At 40.8% G+C, this 17,750-nt stretch carries 21 protein-coding genes; 18 read left to right on the top strand and 3 right to left on the bottom strand.

Annotated features, from left to right (window positions below):
- The first annotated feature begins 109 nt into the window (after positions 1-109).
- Complete coding sequence (locus KIV41_RS17740; protein WP_143693373.1) at positions 110-439, top strand: YceK/YidQ family lipoprotein; 330 nt, start codon at positions 110-112, stop codon at positions 437-439.
- A 174-nt stretch (positions 440-613) separates the two neighbouring features.
- Here KIV41_RS17740 and KIV41_RS17735 read toward each other — a convergent pair whose 3' ends face one another.
- Positions 614-2,770 (bottom strand): hypothetical protein, encoded by a 2,157-nt coding sequence (locus tag KIV41_RS17735; RefSeq protein WP_285337195.1) that lies wholly within the window; start codon positions 2,768-2,770, stop codon positions 614-616.
- Between the two features lie 600 nt (positions 2,771-3,370).
- On the opposite strand from KIV41_RS17735, the gene KIV41_RS17730 reads away from it, so the two are divergent.
- The 3 genes from KIV41_RS17730 (at position 3,371) to KIV41_RS17720 (ending at position 5,027) form a co-directional block, all read left to right on the top strand.
- Positions 3,371-3,745, top strand: coding sequence for a VOC family protein (locus tag KIV41_RS17730; protein ID WP_171358153.1), 375 nt, complete (start codon positions 3,371-3,373; stop codon positions 3,743-3,745).
- Positions 3,746-3,926: 181 nt separating this feature from the next.
- Positions 3,927-4,397, top strand: coding sequence for a GNAT family N-acetyltransferase (locus KIV41_RS17725; protein WP_143693375.1), 471 nt, complete (start codon positions 3,927-3,929; stop codon positions 4,395-4,397).
- Positions 4,398-4,520: 123 nt separating this feature from the next.
- Positions 4,521-5,027, top strand: coding sequence for an AAA family ATPase (locus KIV41_RS17720; protein WP_171358152.1), 507 nt, complete (start codon positions 4,521-4,523; stop codon positions 5,025-5,027).
- A 61-nt stretch (positions 5,028-5,088) separates the two neighbouring features.
- Here the strand turns inward: KIV41_RS17720 and KIV41_RS17715 are convergent, their stop codons facing one another.
- Entirely contained in the window at positions 5,089-6,423 is a 1,335-nt protein-coding gene (locus KIV41_RS17715) for an MFS transporter (protein ID WP_285337194.1), read from the bottom strand.
- A 111-nt stretch (positions 6,424-6,534) separates the two neighbouring features.
- The gene (locus tag KIV41_RS17710) at positions 6,535-7,329 is read right to left on the bottom strand and encodes a CLCA_X family protein (protein ID WP_285337193.1); all 795 of its coding nucleotides are present in this window, start codon (positions 7,327-7,329) and stop codon (positions 6,535-6,537) included.
- Positions 7,330-7,665: 336 nt separating this feature from the next.
- On the opposite strand from KIV41_RS17710, the gene KIV41_RS17705 reads away from it, so the two are divergent.
- The 14 genes from KIV41_RS17705 (at position 7,666) to KIV41_RS17640 (ending at position 17,485) form a co-directional block, all read left to right on the top strand.
- Positions 7,666-8,061 carry a hypothetical protein gene (locus KIV41_RS17705; protein ID WP_285337192.1) on the top strand — a complete coding sequence of 132 codons (396 nt, stop codon included), beginning with the start codon at positions 7,666-7,668 and terminating at the stop codon, positions 8,059-8,061.
- A gap of 183 nt (positions 8,062-8,244) precedes the next feature.
- Positions 8,245-9,186, top strand: coding sequence for an alpha/beta fold hydrolase (locus KIV41_RS17700; protein WP_285337191.1), 942 nt, complete (start codon positions 8,245-8,247; stop codon positions 9,184-9,186).
- A 299-nt stretch (positions 9,187-9,485) separates the two neighbouring features.
- On the top strand, positions 9,486-9,944 hold the full coding sequence (locus KIV41_RS17695) for a hypothetical protein (RefSeq protein ID WP_038883951.1): 459 nt from the start codon (positions 9,486-9,488) through the stop codon (positions 9,942-9,944).
- A gap of 215 nt (positions 9,945-10,159) precedes the next feature.
- Positions 10,160-11,176: a metal-dependent hydrolase gene (locus KIV41_RS17690; protein WP_285337190.1), complete on the top strand. Its 1,017-nt coding sequence runs from the start codon at positions 10,160-10,162 to the stop codon at positions 11,174-11,176.
- A 124-nt stretch (positions 11,177-11,300) separates the two neighbouring features.
- Positions 11,301-11,993 carry a glutathione S-transferase gene (locus KIV41_RS17685; RefSeq protein ID WP_252042837.1) on the top strand — a complete coding sequence of 231 codons (693 nt, stop codon included), beginning with the start codon at positions 11,301-11,303 and terminating at the stop codon, positions 11,991-11,993.
- Positions 11,994-12,271: 278 nt separating this feature from the next.
- Positions 12,272-12,583 carry a N(4)-acetylcytidine aminohydrolase gene (yqfB, locus tag KIV41_RS17680; RefSeq protein ID WP_010452033.1) on the top strand — a complete coding sequence of 104 codons (312 nt, stop codon included), beginning with the start codon at positions 12,272-12,274 and terminating at the stop codon, positions 12,581-12,583.
- A gap of 120 nt (positions 12,584-12,703) precedes the next feature.
- Positions 12,704-13,063: a MerR family transcriptional regulator gene (locus KIV41_RS17675; RefSeq protein ID WP_252042836.1), complete on the top strand. Its 360-nt coding sequence runs from the start codon at positions 12,704-12,706 to the stop codon at positions 13,061-13,063.
- Between the two features lie 45 nt (positions 13,064-13,108).
- Positions 13,109-13,684 (top strand): NAD(P)H-dependent oxidoreductase, encoded by a 576-nt coding sequence (locus KIV41_RS17670; protein WP_285337189.1) that lies wholly within the window; start codon positions 13,109-13,111, stop codon positions 13,682-13,684.
- Between the two features lie 199 nt (positions 13,685-13,883).
- Positions 13,884-14,075, top strand: coding sequence for a hypothetical protein (locus KIV41_RS17665; protein WP_010452026.1), 192 nt, complete (start codon positions 13,884-13,886; stop codon positions 14,073-14,075).
- Positions 14,076-14,221: 146 nt separating this feature from the next.
- Positions 14,222-15,235, top strand: coding sequence for an acyltransferase family protein (locus KIV41_RS17660; RefSeq protein WP_252042834.1), 1,014 nt, complete (start codon positions 14,222-14,224; stop codon positions 15,233-15,235).
- Between the two features lie 210 nt (positions 15,236-15,445).
- Positions 15,446-15,787 (top strand): hypothetical protein, encoded by a 342-nt coding sequence (locus KIV41_RS17655; protein ID WP_252042832.1) that lies wholly within the window; start codon positions 15,446-15,448, stop codon positions 15,785-15,787.
- Positions 15,788-15,854: 67 nt separating this feature from the next.
- Positions 15,855-16,109: a nicotinamide mononucleotide transporter gene (locus tag KIV41_RS17650; protein ID WP_038883972.1), complete on the top strand. Its 255-nt coding sequence runs from the start codon at positions 15,855-15,857 to the stop codon at positions 16,107-16,109.
- Positions 16,110-16,168: 59 nt separating this feature from the next.
- Positions 16,169-16,582, top strand: a complete 414-nt coding sequence (locus tag KIV41_RS17645; RefSeq protein WP_010452016.1) for an NUDIX hydrolase — start codon at positions 16,169-16,171, stop codon at positions 16,580-16,582.
- A 357-nt stretch (positions 16,583-16,939) separates the two neighbouring features.
- Entirely contained in the window at positions 16,940-17,485 is a 546-nt protein-coding gene (locus KIV41_RS17640) for a DUF6795 domain-containing protein (protein WP_252042831.1), read from the top strand.
- Positions 17,486-17,750 lie beyond the last annotated feature (265 nt).

The raw sequence follows: 17,750 nt of genomic DNA, 5'->3' as shown, positions 1-17,750 counted from the left end.
GATTTATTCCCAATCAAATTAGTTAGGTAGGTTTTTTATAAATGCAGATAGGGTTACTGTTGTCGAATAATAATTTACATCAATAACAATCAGTTGGAACCTATCAGATATGAAAAACGATCTTCTTAAAAAACTTCAAGTACTTGTCGTTGTCGCATTGGCTTCTTTGACAGTGGGATGTTCATCTATGGATGCACATGCCAGAGGAGGTTACGGTAAGCCATTTTCCGGTACAGCGCTGTCCGTTGCTCGCCAACCATGCTTCTTGGATGGTTCAGCAGTGTCTTATGCTTTATATCCTATTTCATTTGTGGATATGCCATTGTCTTTGGTTACTGATGTTGTATTCCTACCTGCTGATTTAGTCATGTTATTTACCCCGACGACGAGCTACGGCAGTGTTTTGTCACAAGGTTGCCCGAGTGGCAGTATGATCTGAAATTCAGCCCTCTTAACCCAACAGTACTTAGAGTATTGATCAGGAACAAACCTATCATAGCTTGGTTAAAAGGAAGTAAGATGAGCTTCCAGGACTGAGAATACAATGGTTATTAAGCGAAATACGAAAAGTAGATACGATGAACGTTCAGTTAAACGTTCATCACTTCTAGCGTTACCATTTACATCGATATTTTGGAAATTTGTTTGATAAGTTAAGCGCTCTCAGACCATATTGACTATCTGAACTAAAAATGCATAAACCGTTATTTTCTATAATTTGGTTTAGTTCTTGACTACGTTCAATGCTTATTTCAAACCCCGAGTTTAGCATTCGACTATCGTTCAAAGCTTTGGATACATCGGGCCTCGGCTCGTTCGCTATGACAAAAATATCTGTAAGATCCATATTTCCTTTTAGTTTCATAGGTTTAGACATTGCCCAACCACTTATTACCAGTCTATCCGGTTCTTCAGCAATAGCATCTATATGACCACCATTATTAATGATGCTATTAAGTGGTAATTCGTCTATTGTTGAGTATACGTCGTTGATATCCGGCATTAAATCTGCTAAGGGTATTGATATTACATCTGGAAAAGGAGTATTTGGGCTTTTTTCCGTTGTACTTAGAGTAATGCGTCCATAACGATTAAATATATAGTTGAACTCATCTTCTGGCATTGCCGGGTACATGCTTCGAAACAATTCTAGTTGAGGTTGAATTAGTACTGAAACAAACGAATTTAAGCCCATACCTGACAATATAGCCCCGCGATAATCTCTTGAAACGATCCAGTTTGGCTCATTTTCATGTGCTGTTTCTTTCAGTACTTTTATCTCTTCTCTTTTATGAAGGTCAAAGATAGGAAAAGCAGATTGCCCTGGGTTAAACCAAGAGAAACTTATGACATTAGGGACTAATGCAATTAACAAGCAAATGACGTTTCCATTTTCGTTTCTGCTTTCCTTATCTTTTCTATATATGAAAAGATAAGTGTAAAGTATTGCTAGAGCTGACAATTCAAATACTGATTTTTCCCCAAAATTAATCAACGACAATAGACTAGGAAGTCCTATGATAGCAATGACTGAAATGGTGAACAAAGCACACCGATTTTTACTGACTGCGACTTTACCTGAGACTATAATGACTAGTGCAAGATAGTTGAATGTCAAGCCACAGAGGAATAGCATTCTTAATCCGGGAACTTTGTATAGGAGAGTGATCTTAGCTAACAGAGCTGGTACAGGTAATAACATCCAAATTGTACAAATAGTAGATAAAACAGCACTGCCAATGATAGCTCTTTTAACTGTAGGGTTTGATGTGTTGGGTTTTACAAAACAAACTGCTACTAATGGTAATAAACTAGAGATAGCTCCGACGTTACATATGTTTCTTTCTACGAGATTATCAAAGTAAGAATGTGTTATATATGGTACGAGTGTTGACAACCAGATAAGCCAGCCGCGCTCTCCACCTTGAGATATTCTTTGGCCAGGGTAAACAGTCTCCATCATTATTGGTATTGCATCACTGTAGTAGATTAGTGATATGGTTAATGCTACCAAACAGGCGACGGCTGTTGATGTCAGCTTTGTTAGCGAACTCCGCCACCAGAAAGGTTGATGGACATACAGCAACAAAATACCAAAGTAAGCGATTGAAATAATAATTGGTGGATAAGTATGAGATAACAACCATACAGTAGCGACATAGCTAAGACATATATAATGACTTAGAGAATTCTTCCATCTTAAAAATAATAATAACAACCAAGGGCTCAAAGCTAGGATTGGGCCAAGAGTTGTCCACCAAAACTGTACGAAACCGGTAAAAAACAATAGTAATGAAAAAGCACTTGATAATATTTTATTTTTCTCTGATTTTGATAAATCTTTTATAATAATCAAAGTGAGATTTTTCCACCCTATTAAAAATGTCATAATGATTAAACCATGATGTAAAGCAAATGCACGTGCAGGGCTTAGCAACCAAAAAGGCCACATAAATGGTTTGAAAATTAAGGCCCAATCTTGCAAAGGAAGGGCATTGAAGCCTCTCAAATCTTGATGATAAGTAGACAATTCATTGAAACGGCCGAAGTTGTTTAATATAGACATCTGTAAGTAAGGCGTCCATACAGACCATTCATCTGAGCGAATGGGGCGAGGTGTCCCCCAAAGTAGACCTTCTCCATTGTAACCAAAAAGGTTCAAAGCTATTCCATAGGATGATGGGGTGATTGCTAGAAATGTAATAGGTACTAATAGGGAAATACAAAGCCAGTCGAAGCGATCAGCTTTTAACAAATTAAATAAACTCATACTCTCACTAATATAGTTGTTATTTTTCGTGCGGACTTTATTGTTATGTCATCTTTTCTGCAATAAGGATTGGTGTGATATGAGTTGCATATTCTTTCTTTGCTTGTAAAATTAACATATTATCACATTTAATATTACTTAAATGTGAGTAAGATTTACTATTTTTAGTCGTTTTAACTAAATGTAATATACATTTTCATTTCTATTTTAAAGTTTGAGTGTTTGTTTTTTAAATATCTTTCTCATCAGTATATCTTATAGCGTTACTTATACTGTATTTCGTGAAATAGCAGTCTCTTCAATACTTGTGAATTCTAAGTTTACTGTCTTGTTTCAGAAAGCTAAAAGTAGATAAACAATTTTCTGAGGACTTACAAGCTGCGCAACAAGAGTACATTGCGCTAACCCAATAACGATAAATCGACACAGCTACAGGTGGCCACAGTGCCGCCTTTTTCATTTTGAGCTCTTGCTATACATAGACTTCTAATCACGGTAGAAATCACTTCTTGACCTTAAGTTAGCTTGAGGTTTTATTCTCACAGCCTTGAACAGTCAAACCAAAAATTGTTAAGCAACTATTCGGAAAAGGATATTTCTATGAATCTAAATCAAGTGTTGTTAACCGTTAAAGACATCAAGCTATCAATCGAGTTTTATCAAAAACTTGGGTTCAATTTGATCGTTGAAACAGAGAATTATGCGCGCTTTGAGTGCCTTGAAGGAGACGCCACTTTTTCTCTGTATCTCGGTGCTCCAGAATCCAAAAACAACAGCGTGATCTATTTTGAACACGAAGAGCTTGATGCGTTAGTCGCAAGTTTAAAGAGGAAAGGCATCGAGTTTGAGCAAGATCCTACTGAAAAAGATTACCTTTGGAGAGAAGCCATGCTTAATGATCCTTCAGGCAATGAAATTAAACTATATTGGGCGGGCGAAAACCGAAAGAACCCGCCTTGGCGATTAGATCAGTAATAGACTAATAGCCAGTCAGCGACTATTTCGTTCGTAAGAACGTTTGCGTGCAGTTTATTGGCGATGATAGTCTTATCTGACCGGAAGAAGAGGAGTAGAAGGTAGTCTAGTTAATGGATTGGTTGTGTTTATGGGATGAACACCAGCCTCTTAACTTCTCAAAGAATAAAAGGAACTTGCTATGCTAACTATTCGACAAGCTTGTATCGCAGATATAGACGCCGTAAAGCGATTACAATTTCAGCTTAATTCATATCACCAAGAAAACCTCCCAAATGATTTTTTAGCTCCAGAAGAGATTGAGTTAAAAATTGATATGCACAAAGTCATCAAGAGCGATCGTACGATATGCCTAGCTGCTGAAGAAGAAGGGCGACTGGTTGGTTTTGTATATGGGGAGTTGTGGGAAAGGAAGTCTTGGACGCTGAAGCAACGGAAAATAGCGAGCATCGAGCAGATTGTTGTTGATTCTTGCTCAAGAGGACAAGGCGTTGGGTTGAAGTTAATTGAAGAGTTTGAGCGCCGTGCGATTGCACAAGGTAGTGAAGAACTGTGGTTAGAAGTGTACTCGTTTAATGAATCTGCGCTGAGCTTATACAGTAAGGCGGGGATAGATCCAAAGATCCAACTCGGTCAAAAATCGTTAGTGTAGAAATAGTAACAACAAAGTAAGTTGTTCAAAAATAATGGCTAATGAACACTGTATCTATTGTGCATTCTGTTTAAGGTGTTGTTGAAGCTCAACAAGTAGTTATATCAAAAGGATAGAAATCAATTGAATATTCCTGTGTTGTATATTTTTTCCGGCCTGCCAGCTTCAGGGAAGTCCACTCTAGCCAAGCTACTAGCACGCAAAACTGGAGCTATGTACCTTCGTGTTGATACTGTAGAGCAAGGGCTAAGGGATCTGTGCAACGTTAAAGTTGAAGGGGAAGGCTACCGATTAAGTTATCGAGTCATTCGCGACAATCTAGAGCTTGGCGTTAGCTGTATAGCGGACTCCTGTAATCCAATTGAGTTAACTCGTCAGGAGTGGCAACAAGTGGCTGAGAGCGTTGATGCAAGATTTGTGAACATTGAAGTGTGTTGCTCAGATAGTGATGAGCATGAATATAGGGTCAATACCCGAGTCTCGGAAGTGACTAATTTAAGGCTGCCGGATTGGAATCAGGTAAGAAATCGCCACTATGAAGCATGGAAAGGTAACGTGATTCGCATCGATACATCTGGTCAACAGATTGAAACGTCTTTTTCAGAATTAGTAGATAAGTTGGGAATATGATAATTGGACCTCACCAGTGGTAATAGCTTCCTTTTCGAACTGAGAGTGAGGTCAGGTCTGATCATCTGAAAATCGACTGCTTCTTGTCTTTGAAGTAGAAAAACACGCTGATGATAAAAAACAAGAACGTGAAGTAATAGAAAAACGAAGAAAGCGAAGCGATGAAGTCTACGTGTTGTGCAATCTGTTCTTGCGTATAGTTTTGCGAGATCAACTTGTAGTAATACGCATAGAGAATACCAATTGAGCCGTAGCCTAGGTTAAACATCAAACCTTTAAAGCTCAGCACCGTCGCTCGGTTGTGAGATTCCGTTTTCTTGTTGAGATGGTAACTAATGAAAATGTTCATCGTCATAATGATGAAGATAAGAATCAATGCCGGAATGACACCATAAATGGACCATCCAAGACTAATCCAATAATACGTTGCCATACTTGCAAGGCCCATTATCGCAATGAATGTTTTCGGCTCCATGCTTTCTGCTAAACGACGACTCTGACTGGCCAATAGAATCTGCAATACACTGATGCCTGCGCCAATAAAACCAAAGTAAATAATCGGAATATCAATCGCACGATAGTACTGACTGTTCATGGTTAAAAACATACGCGATGTATGTTCGAACAAACTGTAGTAGAGCAGAATGAACAATACGTAAGGCGTAGACAAGACCCATTTCGCCGTGTCGAGTGTCAGCTTCATACTTGCCATGGTAGAGGCCAACTTACTTTCACTGCTTGGCATGACTTTTTTGGCTTCCCTCATACCCAGCGCCGCGTAGATCGCAATCATCGCAACAAACAGGGTGGCATACACGGGGATTCTCATAATGTCTTGCGTGCTCTCAGGCTCTGCCAGCCCAAGGAAGTGATAAACACTAGCCATAAAGTTTACGTCGTACATAGCCGCACCCACCAGAGTGACAACAATTCCAACGCTTGAAGAAAGACGAAGTTGAATTTGCAATACTCTTGGCCAAAGCTCCTCTTTGCCTTGTTCCTTCAATGTGTCGTAAGCCAGTGCTTCGTCCGCGCCACTTGCCAGCGCCATCGCTAAGCCACTCAATACTCGGTTAATCAAAAATACAACGAAAACAAAACTGGGATTCCCTGTCGGGACAAAGGCGATCATTGCGATTTCGATGAACATGACCAGCGATGACAACACCACTAGCCGTTTCCGACCGAGCGTATCGGCAAATGCACCTGATGGTACTTCGGCTAATACAATCGTGGCGGCCCAAACAACATTGAGCATGGCGAACTGAGACAGAGTCAACCCGTAATCCAGATAGAGCAGGGTGAATACAGGGTAATAGAAGCGCGCGAAATAGCTGCTTCGGAACATAAGGAAGCAGCGGACATTGCGGATTTTTAGTATTTCTTTTGACGTCATGAAACATTCAGCACTTTGAATAACATAATGTTATGTATAAACCTTTTTGTGATTAATAGGAAAGGTTTGTGCTTAAACGGTATCCGATAATGATGAATAGTCGCTATTCGCTTATTGGCGACTTAGTGCTTCACCAAGTGGTCGGAAATAAGCTTGCAGTGCACCATAGATAACGTGGCGATGCGCAATATCCGGGTAGAGGGTGATGGTGTCAGCCTTGGCAGTTCCAGACACTAGATAAGCGTTTTCTATGCCAGAGCATGACTCTACAACGGCTTCAAAGGCTCTTGCCATCATCTCTGTTGGTTGAGAAAAATAACTTGAACCCATTGCCTTATCCGCTTTGACACTTCGAGTCACGTAGTGGTGCTTATCTTGACCATCCGCACTGAGCAAAGTCGCATCGAAAATCTTAAGCAAGCGCTCGTTTAATAGGTGAGGAAAGTGGTTGGCGTTACGTAGCCAGCAATCACTGGCGAAAATCGTTTTACGTTGAGGACCAGAACGGTCGCCAATATCAAAGGCCTTTTCAGCTATATAGTGATCGAACGCGTGCCAAAACTCATGAGCAAGTGCTCCTGCTCCTGCATTTTTGGCTAATGCTAACTCGCGCTGATTTGGAGCATAGTGCGCTTGAACGCCTTTTCGTCCTCCGGTGCCAAAAGCAAGGTTTAAGTTACCTCTTAGCCCAATTGCTGAAGGCGGTAAGGCCAATATGTAGGCCAAGTCTGCCAAAGAATCGAATATTAAATTCGCAGCAAGATCCTTTTCTTCGGTGTTCACCCACTTACCAATACGAATACCACCGATGCCAAACGTCTCTTTGATATCGATGAACGACACTTGGTCGCCATGACGATAATCAGGGCCTTTACGCGTTTTATATTTAAAACTGGTTAACTGCAAGATATGCCTCAGTGGTGGTACTAAAGGGGAACAAACTTATACTCAAAATATTGGTTGCGAGATTATACTGCAATCACTGAAAGAATTAGAGTGTTACCTAAACACTACCATTTCTGTGTAAATATACCTGTGTTAACAAGCATCAGCTCCGTTAAAGCTATGTTCGAATTTGAAAGTACGATGGAGTGGCTATTATTGGAGCGCTCAGTTCTTTAAGTTCATGAAAAACCATGACTTGTGGCTCGAAGAACGAAGCGATGAGTATTTTGGGTAGCCGGTTTGCTTTAAAGTTGGTTTTAGTCGCTAATCGATGCGGGCTTAAAAGATAGGTTAAGTATGAAAATGATTAAGTTAGGTTTTATTGCCGCAGCCATGATGAACATCGGTGGCGTATTGGTATTCTCGCGAGTTTTCACAAACTCCGTGATCAACGAGTTTGACCCTGTCGTGATGTCCAATTTTGGTTTGCTGATGATCGTCATATGGGGCTTGGCTTATCTTGGGGCTGCAGCGACTACATCCGGCATTAAGTGGTTAGCAGGTGCGTTCGCTATCGAGAAATTCGTTTATGTATTGGCATGGTTGTTTTGGTTCAAAGATAACAGCCTTGGCGCCGTGTATGACAAAGACTTATTTGCGGGCATCTTTTACAGCATCTATGGATTGAATGACTTCGTATTCATGCTGTTCTTCGCATGGGTATTTTATTCTCAAAGCAAAACATCGAAATAAGCTGCGCCAAAGATCTTACCTCAGATTTCTAACGCTCTAATTTTACAAATTTGCAACAAGTTCATTTTATTATTCTGTTCAATATATTAGAGTTAGCACACAACAGTGTACTTGAGGTTTACGCCTTAAGTAGGCGTTATGCGACAGGAGTGTCGTTATAGAACATGTAAAAGGGACTATTACATGAGAAAAAACATACTGAGGTCTATCCTAGCGGTCATTTTTATCGCAGTTATTTTGTATTTCATTACTCCGTCTTCGACCATATCTCAATATTTGATTAAAGCAGAGCGAAGCCTCGCACACCTTGAAGTGGAAAGAATAAAGGTGGGTGAATTAGAAATTGAGTACCTTCGTGGTGGTAGTGGAAAACCGCTAGTTTTACTTCATGGCTTTGGCGCAGATAAAGATAACTGGAATCGAATAGCTCGCTATTTAATTGATGATTTTGATGTCATCGCGATTGACTTACCAGGCTTCGGAAATAGCACAAAGGACATAGAACTGAACTACGATGTTCAGTCGCAGATAGACAGGCTAAAGCTGGTAACAGAAGCTTTAGGGTTAAAAAAGTTTCATCTCGCGGGTAATTCTATGGGTGGGTATATTGCAGGAAATTTTGCTGTCCAATACCCCGAGAGCGTCGAAAGTTTATGGCTCATCAGCCCCTTTGGAGTAGAAAGGGCGCAAGTAAGTGAAATGTTTTTAGCAACAAAACAAGGCCAAAATCCAGTGGTTCTCGCTCGTACAGAAAACGAGTTCTCGGCGCTCTTCCGCTTTTTGTTTGTTGAGCCTCCCTTTGTCCCGTCACCAATTATCAGTCATTTGGCCAACAAAGCCAAAGAGCATGCAGATATAAACACAAAGATATTTGAACAAATTCATCGGATGAAAGGTGGGGAGCCACACCCAGACTTACCCTTAGATAGCACATTAGAAAACTACACAGGTCGAGTGCTAATCTCTTGGGGGGACAAAGATAGGGTTTTGCATGCATCGGGTGCCATGGTTTTAAAGTCAGTCGCTCCCCATGCTAAATCAGTGGTTATGCCAAACGTGGGGCATTTGCCAATGGTTGAAGCTCCGTCAAAGACCGCTGATTCCTTTTTGCTCTTTGCTAAGTAGTGTTTGAGAGCACGAAGCCGCACTCACGAAAGCTTTTGAGCTCGTTAATAGCGTTATTGTCCCTCATGCTAACCAATTAGAATTCGATGGCTTCAAGTCTCCTTAATGCTGCGTTGATTGTCGCGGTCGCTAGGAACCTTGTATGGAAGTGGTTCCAGTTGTTTTAGAAAAGTAAATCCTCTAGTGGAACTAGTTTGACCGACGACACGTTTACATCCCCCGAAAATAACAGTGGCAATTGAAATTACAGCCCTTAGAATGCGCAGACTAAAAGTTTATAACTGATGTAGAGTGATTTTATGCTTCGTGATTACACATTCGATTGTCTTGTAACCATGCCTCGCCATGAACTGGAAGAGTTCAGTGCTCGCATGATCAGTAAAATGGTGCCAGAAGATGTGATGAACGAACTGTTTACCTTTGATCAAGAAGAAGTAGACAGTGAAGACCGCATGTTGTCAGCGCGCCTCGATGCGATGTTACGCATGACAGCAATCGCATTGAGCGAGATTCAGCAAGCTTTCGATGATTCAGATAACGCGAAACAAAACAGCGAACGTATGACGCGTCTTGTGCTTTGGCATTTCTACGCAATCTCATTTCGTTTGGAAGAAGCTATTACGCTTGAAACGCATTGTGAGCAAGTAGAAAAGCTACTTCAAAACACACCGACAGACGTATTTGCATGGGTTAAGACGCTAACAGAACTGCTACACACATACGCTGAGATTAACGCAAAGGAAGAATCTCAAGACTAAGTTTTTAACTTCAGCGATCTATCGAGTAAGGCGAGCGATTGGGTTCGCCTTGTTTCATTTAAGGGGGGGAAACTTTTGCATTTCTAGATTTAGCACAGCGTAGTTCACCAACTAGCGGGCTCGGCTATTCCTACTTACACTACAATAGAAGTACGTGTCTTCAACCAATTGAATGTGTCACTTCTAACAAACGAATGCCTTCGCGAGGGTAACTAATGGATCCATTAACGCAGGGATTACTGGGCGCTTCTTTGCCACAGGCGATAAGCAAAAAACAGCACTTGGTTGTTGCTGGAGTGCTCGGCATGCTGGCGGGTATGACACCAGACTTAGACGTACTCATCCGTTCATCAAGCGATCCACTGCTGTTTTTGGAATACCACCGTCAGTTTACGCATTCTCTCTTATTTATTCCCATTGGTAGCTTCATTTGTGCCTTGCTTCTGCATAATCTGATCGCAAAGAAGCGTGGATTGTTGTTTAAACAAACCTGGTTTTATTGTGCGCTAGGCTACGGTACTCATGCTTTGTTGGATGCTTGTACCACTTATGGCACCCAGCTGTTATGGCCATTATCTGAAGAGCGGTATGCGTGGAACACCATCTCCGTTATTGACCCTCTATTCACACTGCCCATCTTGAGCCTTCTATTTTTTACAGTATTGAAGCGAAACCCTTGGTATGCGCGCGCCGCATTTATATGGGTTTTAGCATACCTCGCGTTGGGGACGTACCAACGAAACAAAGCTGAAGCCATAGGGTGGGAGTTAGCGCAAGCTCGTCAACACTCTCCGATACGGCTGGAGGCAAAACCAACGTTCGCAAACATCCTAGTTTGGAAAGTGATTTATGAAACGAAGCAGGCTTATTATGTAGATGCGGTAAGGGTAGGAGGATATTCGAAAACCTACCAAGGCCAATCTATTGCAAAGCTGGACTTGAGCAAAGATTTCCCATGGCTCGACATGAAATCGCAACAGGCGAAGGACATTGAGCGCTTTCGTTGGTTTTCAAACGGTTATATCGCCCAAGATCCCTACGATGAACTAAGGATCATCGATATCCGTTACTCAATCGTTCCAAATCAAATTAAGGCGTTATGGGGGATAACCCTATCCCCAACAGCAGAAGAAGAAACCCATGCTGATTACACCGCGCATCGCGACAGCAGCCCGGAATCAAGGCAAGTGTTTTTCAATATGCTAAAGGGCATTGATTGTACTACCTGTTAAAGGCGAGACAAGCAGTCGCTTAGAGGCATTTTTGTATCTCGGAAGTCGTTTGTTCACACTACTTGATTGGAAAAGAAGACTTGATTGGAGAAAATAAAGAGACTAATCGTTGATGGAGTTGAACATGCAGAGTAAACCATTCCCCATCCTCTATTCCTTACACAATTGCCCGTATGCTATTAGGGCTCGCTTTGCTTTGTTGAAAGCACATCAGAGAGTATTTCTTCGGTCAATAAAACTCGATAACAAACCGCCTGAGATGTTGAATATGTCGCCAAAGGGGAGCGTTCCCGTGTTAGTTGTACCAAAAGTGCAATGCGAGAATAGGGAGGTTCCAGAAGCTCCGCTTGTTCTTGAAGAGAGCTTAGAGATTATGATTTGGGCGCTATGTGAGTATGATCCTGACAATTTACTACAGAGCGGGAATCCCAACGCACTGCCAGAAATTATCACTGTAATACAAGAGTTTGAGCGCTACTTCGTGCCAGCGCTCAATGCCTTTGGGTGCGCCAAACGTTATCATGAAGCCGATATAAAAGAACGGCGTAAAGTATGTGAAATTCAACTGGCGAAACTTGAAGAGCGCTTAACAGAACACCCATTTTTGTTCGCGGAACAAGAGAGTTTAGTCGACATCGCTTTACTGCCATTTTTGCGTAAATATGCTCGCATTGATAAGCAATGGTTTCGCCATAGCCAATACACCAGATTAAGGGCTTGGTTGAACGGCTATCTTCATAGCGCTGAGTTTTCGAAAGTGATGACAAACTACGATTTGTGGATAGATGTGCAAAAAGATGAGTATTTTCCGATATAGATACTAAGGTCATTTGTTAGGTCTTATTCTTAATATCAGAACCTCCTCGAATAGTTTCAAGAGAATCAGCTTGCTTGTGGCTAGCGTATTGATTTTATTATGACAATAATTCAATTTAACGCCCTTGCTGTAAACGCGTGCTCGTGACTGTTTTGAGTGCTTATTACCACAACATAGTGAAGAGAAGTTCGCTAAGCGACTGGAATGAACGATAACAATTAATCACATACGATACGCTATGTGCAGGGAAGAAACCGTTAGGAAGTAGGTGTAATTCATTGGATAAAATCACATTTTTCGCCAGGATGGAGCGACAAATCTTATCTGGAAAGAAGACGGCAACGATTCGTGATAAATCAGAGAGTCATTATGCCGTTGGGCAAGTCGTTGAGGCGTTTACTCACGAAGACAACAGAAAGATCGGTAAGTTAGAAATACTCGGCGTTGAGTCGGTAGCGTTTGAGCAACTCAATAGAAAGCATGCAAAAGCTGAAAACCTACCATTCGTTTTCATGCTCAAATGGATTTTACGTAAAATTTATCCAACTGAAAGTAATCTGTATTTCATCCAGTTTAAAGTTGTTGAGTGATGGTCTAAATGCGAACTGTACTAAAGCTGCATAATAATCGTGTGGTTCTGACGATGTTGTGATTGCTCTATTCGTCATGTAGACGAGAGTTTGTATAGTGAATTCAATATGGAGGTTGAAGTGTATATCAAAGAAGCATCTGAACTGTCAGGGGCGACTCAAAGGGCCATCAGACTCTATGAGTCATTGGGCTTACTCAACGTCGCCCGTTCAGGTAAGTATCGAGTGTATACCCAAACGAATATCAATTTGATAAAGCTGATCAAAGAAGCACAGACACTAGGAATCCAGCTCTCTGAAATGGCGCACTTAAAGAGTGATCAGGAAGAGTTCGATTGGCAAATAGTGAGAGACTTTTTAATTGATAAGCAACGAGATGTGGAACTTCAGATCAAGCAGCTGGAAATTCAAAGAGACCGAATTCAGCAATATCGAGAGTCAATAAATGTTTGTCTTCAAGGGGTTGACTCTGACCTATAGGTAAGACCTTAAACTGTACTTTTCGTCAACATGGATGATTATATTTTGAAAAAAGTACTGGTTATAAACGCAAACCCAAAAACTGACAGCTTCTGTAAATCTCTAGCGGACAATTATGCTCTCACCGCCGCGTTGAAGAACGAAGTGAAGCAAGTAGAGATCAGTGAAATGCACTTCGAAATCAGTTTAGATAATGGCTATGACAGCCGCACATCACTAGAACCTGATTTGCTGCGCTTTCAAGAGCTCGTCCTCTGGGCTGAGCATATCGTCATCATTACTCCTGTTTGGTGGGGGACTGTGCCCGCTAAATTTAAGGGTGTTGTAGATCGCGTATTCTTGCCGAACTTCGCCTTTAAATACACTGAAGGAAACATGTTTCCAGAAAAGTTACTATCAGGACGCAGTTCAGAGCTATTTATTACATTAGATACACCGCCATTATTGTACAAACTCTTCAAAGGCAATGTGATTTATAAACACCTTAAAAAGTCTATATTGGACTTTTCCGGTATCAAAAATCGCTCTGCAACCTATTTTGGTCCCGTCCTGGGTTCAAACATTAATAAAAGAAATAATTGGCTTGATAAGGTTGCGAAGTCTGCAAGAAAGATAAAGTGAATTTATAACTTCACCACGAACCAATTAGTCCCCATTAAATGTGAAATATTAGCTTACTGACATTAGGCTGATAACGCGTTGACGACTATACAGAAGAAGCGCATTCTTTTACGTTCACTCAGCACAAGGCGGGCTCTTGAGAAGGAGTAATACTTATCCGTCTGTTCTGTAAAATGTATCTATATCAATGGCAGGGCGTATGAACAAAATAGTGATGTTAGTAATGGGGCTGCTTTTTGCTAGCCGATTGTTTGCAAGCATTGTCCCACATGCTAGTCAACTTGAGCATGACGCACCTATCCTCATTCGCTCTGCACTCATTGTTGCCGCCGCAGGATTTCTCATCTGGAAAGTGTTCCAGTACGTTAAGAAAAGCAAATCGTCCGATTAATAGTATCGCTCACTCAAAGCAGTATTGCAGCGTCGTTCCTATTTTCCATAGTTTACAACGCACTTAAGCTTGGCTAAGTTTTTATAAGTGTCAGTAAGAACTGATTTATTAAAATTTAGCTGAGAAAAGCTTGGTTAAGGAACGGTATGGGACGCACCCCATTTTTTGATAACGCAAAGTTTATATTGGTCTTTCTTGTTGTGTTCGGACACCTGATTGAGCCCCTCATCGAAAATAGTCCAATAATTAAGATCGTTTACCTCTCCATATATTCCTTCCATATGCCTGCCTTTGTCATCATTTCTGGGATGCTGTCTCGCAGTGATGGAAGCTCAGATGCAGTAGCGAAAGCCGTCCGTAATATACTGATTCCATTCGTAGCTTTTACTATTGCTTATGAAGCGTTCAATTATCTTACAACAGGGAGTATCAGTAACTACACAAAGAATGTTCAGCCATACTGGATGCTATGGTTTTTATATAGCTTGTTTTTATGGAAGTTAATGTTGCCTAGCATACTGAAGTTTAAATACCCAATTGCAATGACGTTACTTATCGCGTTAAGTGCCGGCTACATAGGATCTATCGGGTATGATTTTGGTGTGTCCCGAACACTCTATTTCCTGCCTTTTTTTGTCATTGGACATAAGATCACTCCTGATACTTTTATGGGCGTTAGGAGCAAGTATTGTGGTCGCTCGCTCAAAGCTGCCATGGTTGGGGTTGTGGTACTAAATGTTGCTTTATTTTCTTATTACAATGGCATGCCGCACCAATGGTTATATGGTAGCTTTTCCTACTCACGTCTTGGCATCGGTGACATTTCGGCTGGACTAATCAGGCTTGGTCTGATGCTTATCTCACTGCTTACGGCTTTTGCTGTGTTATTACTAATTCCTGTTGGAAGTAACAAAATCTTGTCGCAGGGGAAAAACTCTTTATATGTATACGCTTGGCATGGATTCTTTATAAAAGCCTTTATAATTCTTGGCGTACCAATGCTGCTGACTAGCTATTCAGTCGTAACTTGCTTGTCTTTTCTATTTGTTTTTTCGGTGATATTGACCTTAACGCTGTCACAGGAGTTCATTGCCAATAAAACCAAGCAGTTGGTATTAAATCCGCTACATCACATTCTACAGAGCCGAAAAATATCGTAAGACGATAACCTTTACCTTACTGTGATGCGTTAATTAGAGGCTGCTTTAATCGAATCGCTACCAAACTTGCCATTGAAATTGACAGGGTGTAATTAACTAAATAGTTAATTAAGTTATTGATTTATTGTTGCATTTTGATTGCGGCTGCGGCAGTGTAACAGCCTAGCTCTTTCATAGTCAGTTAGTTTAAATCATTAACAAGGATGTGTAGTGAAAAATAGAAAATGGATATTTGCGGCTATCTTACTCATCGGTGGGCCTTCACTATTACCATTTAGTTTAGAGGTAATCTCTTTAATCGAGTTAATTGGTGTTTTGGGTTTATGGACAATTTATTCATCCTACGCTGAATATTTGCTGAGTCATCCTCGGTTGAAAAGAGTCCTTCGTTTCGCAACCAGTTGGGATGTTCAGCCTCAAATGCTGTTTCTTCCTCGTGAAATTAAAAGCTGTCCCCAGTTGATTGTTCATATGCTGCCTATCCAAAGCACAATGGTATGGACAGCAAATATAATGTTCTGGGGTGGCTTAGCATGGTGCTATTTAATTTAGGCTCACCCCCTAAGCATCACTCTAAGTACTAAGTACTAAGTACTAAGTACTAAGTAATGGAGGGAAAATGGATTATTTTCAGTACTATGGGATCGATTGGATTGCGATGGTGCTTACGTTTCTTGCCATATGGCAAATAGGAAATAAGAATAAAATTGGTTTCGTACTCATGATGTGTGGCAATACAAGCTGGGTAGCAGTGGGTTATCTCACCGGAAGTGTGGCAATGATAATCGCAAATATCATTTTCTTCTCTATGAACCTACGTGCCATCATCAAGTGGTCTAAGCCAGAGCAAAAAACTAACGGCGTTGAGGTGTAGTCGTTTACCAAAACGACACCGAGGTAGAGTTAAAAAATAGCGCTTTTGAAGGATGTAATGTGAATAAAGAAGTAAGAGTTGGTGTCGCGACCATTATCCTTCGTGACGGAAAAATATTGCTTGGTGAGAGAATTGGTTCTCATGGTGCAAACACTTGGGCGACCCCAGGCGGACACCTTGAACTAGGTGAGAGCATTGAAGAGTGTGCTAAGCGTGAGGCTTTCGAAGAAACGGGCTTAGTCGTCGATTCGATTGAAAAACTGACCTTTACCAATGACATTTTTGAGAAAGAGGGCAAGCACTACGTGACGTTATTTGTCTTAGCATCGTGCGGTAGCGGTGAGCCTCAAGTGGCCGAGCCAGATAAATGCAAGCAGTGGCAGTGGTGTGAGCTAAACAACTTACCAGAGCCACTATTCTTGCCTCTAAGTAATTTGCTTAAAGAGAGCCGCAATCTCGGTCAGTTAATCTAGTTGGTGTCGTATGCCTCGGCATTGATATTTTTCTAGAAAAAAGCGCGTTGCTCTTTTTGAAATACGCTCGTTAAAACAACAGGATACCGCTTCGACACGTGTGGTGTTGAAGTGTGGTCAACTATATCTAGTGAAAATCCCCCTCGTAGTTACTCCCCTCTGGAACAAATCTTAAAAAATTTGTGCGTATTACTTTTCCACACCTACAAAATTATTTTTCAAGAAACTAATTATAGTTAACATTATTTATTGCAAATAATTGTGAAGTTGCACGAATTATTATCAATGTATTTTAATAGGTGGGTGATAAATATATATGGTTTCGATATATTTTAAATCAAAATTCGAGATGTATTAATGTTTAAGTACAAATGCACAATAACGGTTGCATTTTTTTTGTTTTTTATTATGAGTTATAGTGACGTGTTTAATTATTTTAAACCCTATAAACTAGTAGTTAGCCCTCCTATATCCGGTACTGTTTTAAAATACGGGGAGCCAATTGATAATATCGAAGTGGCTCTGCTTGCGGGTTTTAGTGAGTATTATGAAAGAACTACTATAACAGATAAAGACGGCAGGTTTCATTTTGAACCAATCATTCACCGTCAATGGTTTAAGCCGCTGTCAATCAACACAAATTTAATTGGAATTCAGATCACTGCAAATATAAATAACAATCAAATTTTAATGTGGTCTTCACATACTGGCTTGGACATCCATGATTATGTTATTGATAATTTGGAGAATCTAGAGTGCGATCTAGATGATTCTCCTTATGAATATCATTTTAAAAACCGAGTTGTGCAAAACGGGCGAGAGCACTCGGTTTTTGGTATATGCCGCCTTCGAGGATATGACGAAAAAATACATATTTGTCCGTCAGCGAAACCCACAACTTAGAGCGGGTTTAATAATTATGTTTACCCCATGCGCTTGAATTCGAGGAGCATCAATCGCTGATACAGCTCACAGCTTTGTATTAATGGCTGATGGTTGCCGATATCAATCAACTCGCCGACGTCTAGTACGGCAATGTTTTCTGCATGTTGAATCGCCGACAGGCGTTGCTTTTCCAGATGTGTATGAGAGTCTAAAAACTAAGAATTAGTCAAATGAAGATGCCTTTAGAGTAGCTCTGCATTGATAGTGCCAAATGCAGTATATA

This window comes from Vibrio sp. D401a, assembly GCF_030248515.1.
Classification (GTDB): Bacteria; Pseudomonadota; Gammaproteobacteria; order Enterobacterales; family Vibrionaceae; genus Vibrio; species Vibrio rotiferianus.
The sequence above is the reverse complement of the archived record's forward strand: the minus strand, read 5'-3'. Positions and strand labels throughout refer to the sequence as shown.

Coding starts and splice junctions, on each gene's coding strand:
- KIV41_RS17740 (WP_143693373.1), top strand. CDS start 110: ATGAAAAACGATCTTCTTAAAAAACTTCAAGTACTTGTCGTTGTCGCA.
- KIV41_RS17735 (WP_285337195.1), bottom strand. CDS start 2,770: ATGAGTTTATTTAATTTGTTAAAAGCTGATCGCTTCGACTGGCTTTGT.
- KIV41_RS17730 (WP_171358153.1), top strand. CDS start 3,371: ATGAATCTAAATCAAGTGTTGTTAACCGTTAAAGACATCAAGCTATCA.
- KIV41_RS17725 (WP_143693375.1), top strand. CDS start 3,927: ATGCTAACTATTCGACAAGCTTGTATCGCAGATATAGACGCCGTAAAG.
- KIV41_RS17715 (WP_285337194.1), bottom strand. CDS start 6,423: ATGACGTCAAAAGAAATACTAAAAATCCGCAATGTCCGCTGCTTCCTT.
- KIV41_RS17705 (WP_285337192.1), top strand. CDS start 7,666: ATGAAAATGATTAAGTTAGGTTTTATTGCCGCAGCCATGATGAACATC.
- KIV41_RS17700 (WP_285337191.1), top strand. CDS start 8,245: ATGAGAAAAAACATACTGAGGTCTATCCTAGCGGTCATTTTTATCGCA.
- KIV41_RS17695 (WP_038883951.1), top strand. CDS start 9,486: ATGCTTCGTGATTACACATTCGATTGTCTTGTAACCATGCCTCGCCAT.
- KIV41_RS17690 (WP_285337190.1), top strand. CDS start 10,160: ATGGATCCATTAACGCAGGGATTACTGGGCGCTTCTTTGCCACAGGCG.
- KIV41_RS17685 (WP_252042837.1), top strand. CDS start 11,301: ATGCAGAGTAAACCATTCCCCATCCTCTATTCCTTACACAATTGCCCG.
- KIV41_RS17665 (WP_010452026.1), top strand. CDS start 13,884: ATGAACAAAATAGTGATGTTAGTAATGGGGCTGCTTTTTGCTAGCCGA.
- KIV41_RS17660 (WP_252042834.1), top strand. CDS start 14,222: ATGGGACGCACCCCATTTTTTGATAACGCAAAGTTTATATTGGTCTTT.
- KIV41_RS17650 (WP_038883972.1), top strand. CDS start 15,855: ATGGATTATTTTCAGTACTATGGGATCGATTGGATTGCGATGGTGCTT.
- KIV41_RS17640 (WP_252042831.1), top strand. CDS start 16,940: ATGTTTAAGTACAAATGCACAATAACGGTTGCATTTTTTTTGTTTTTT.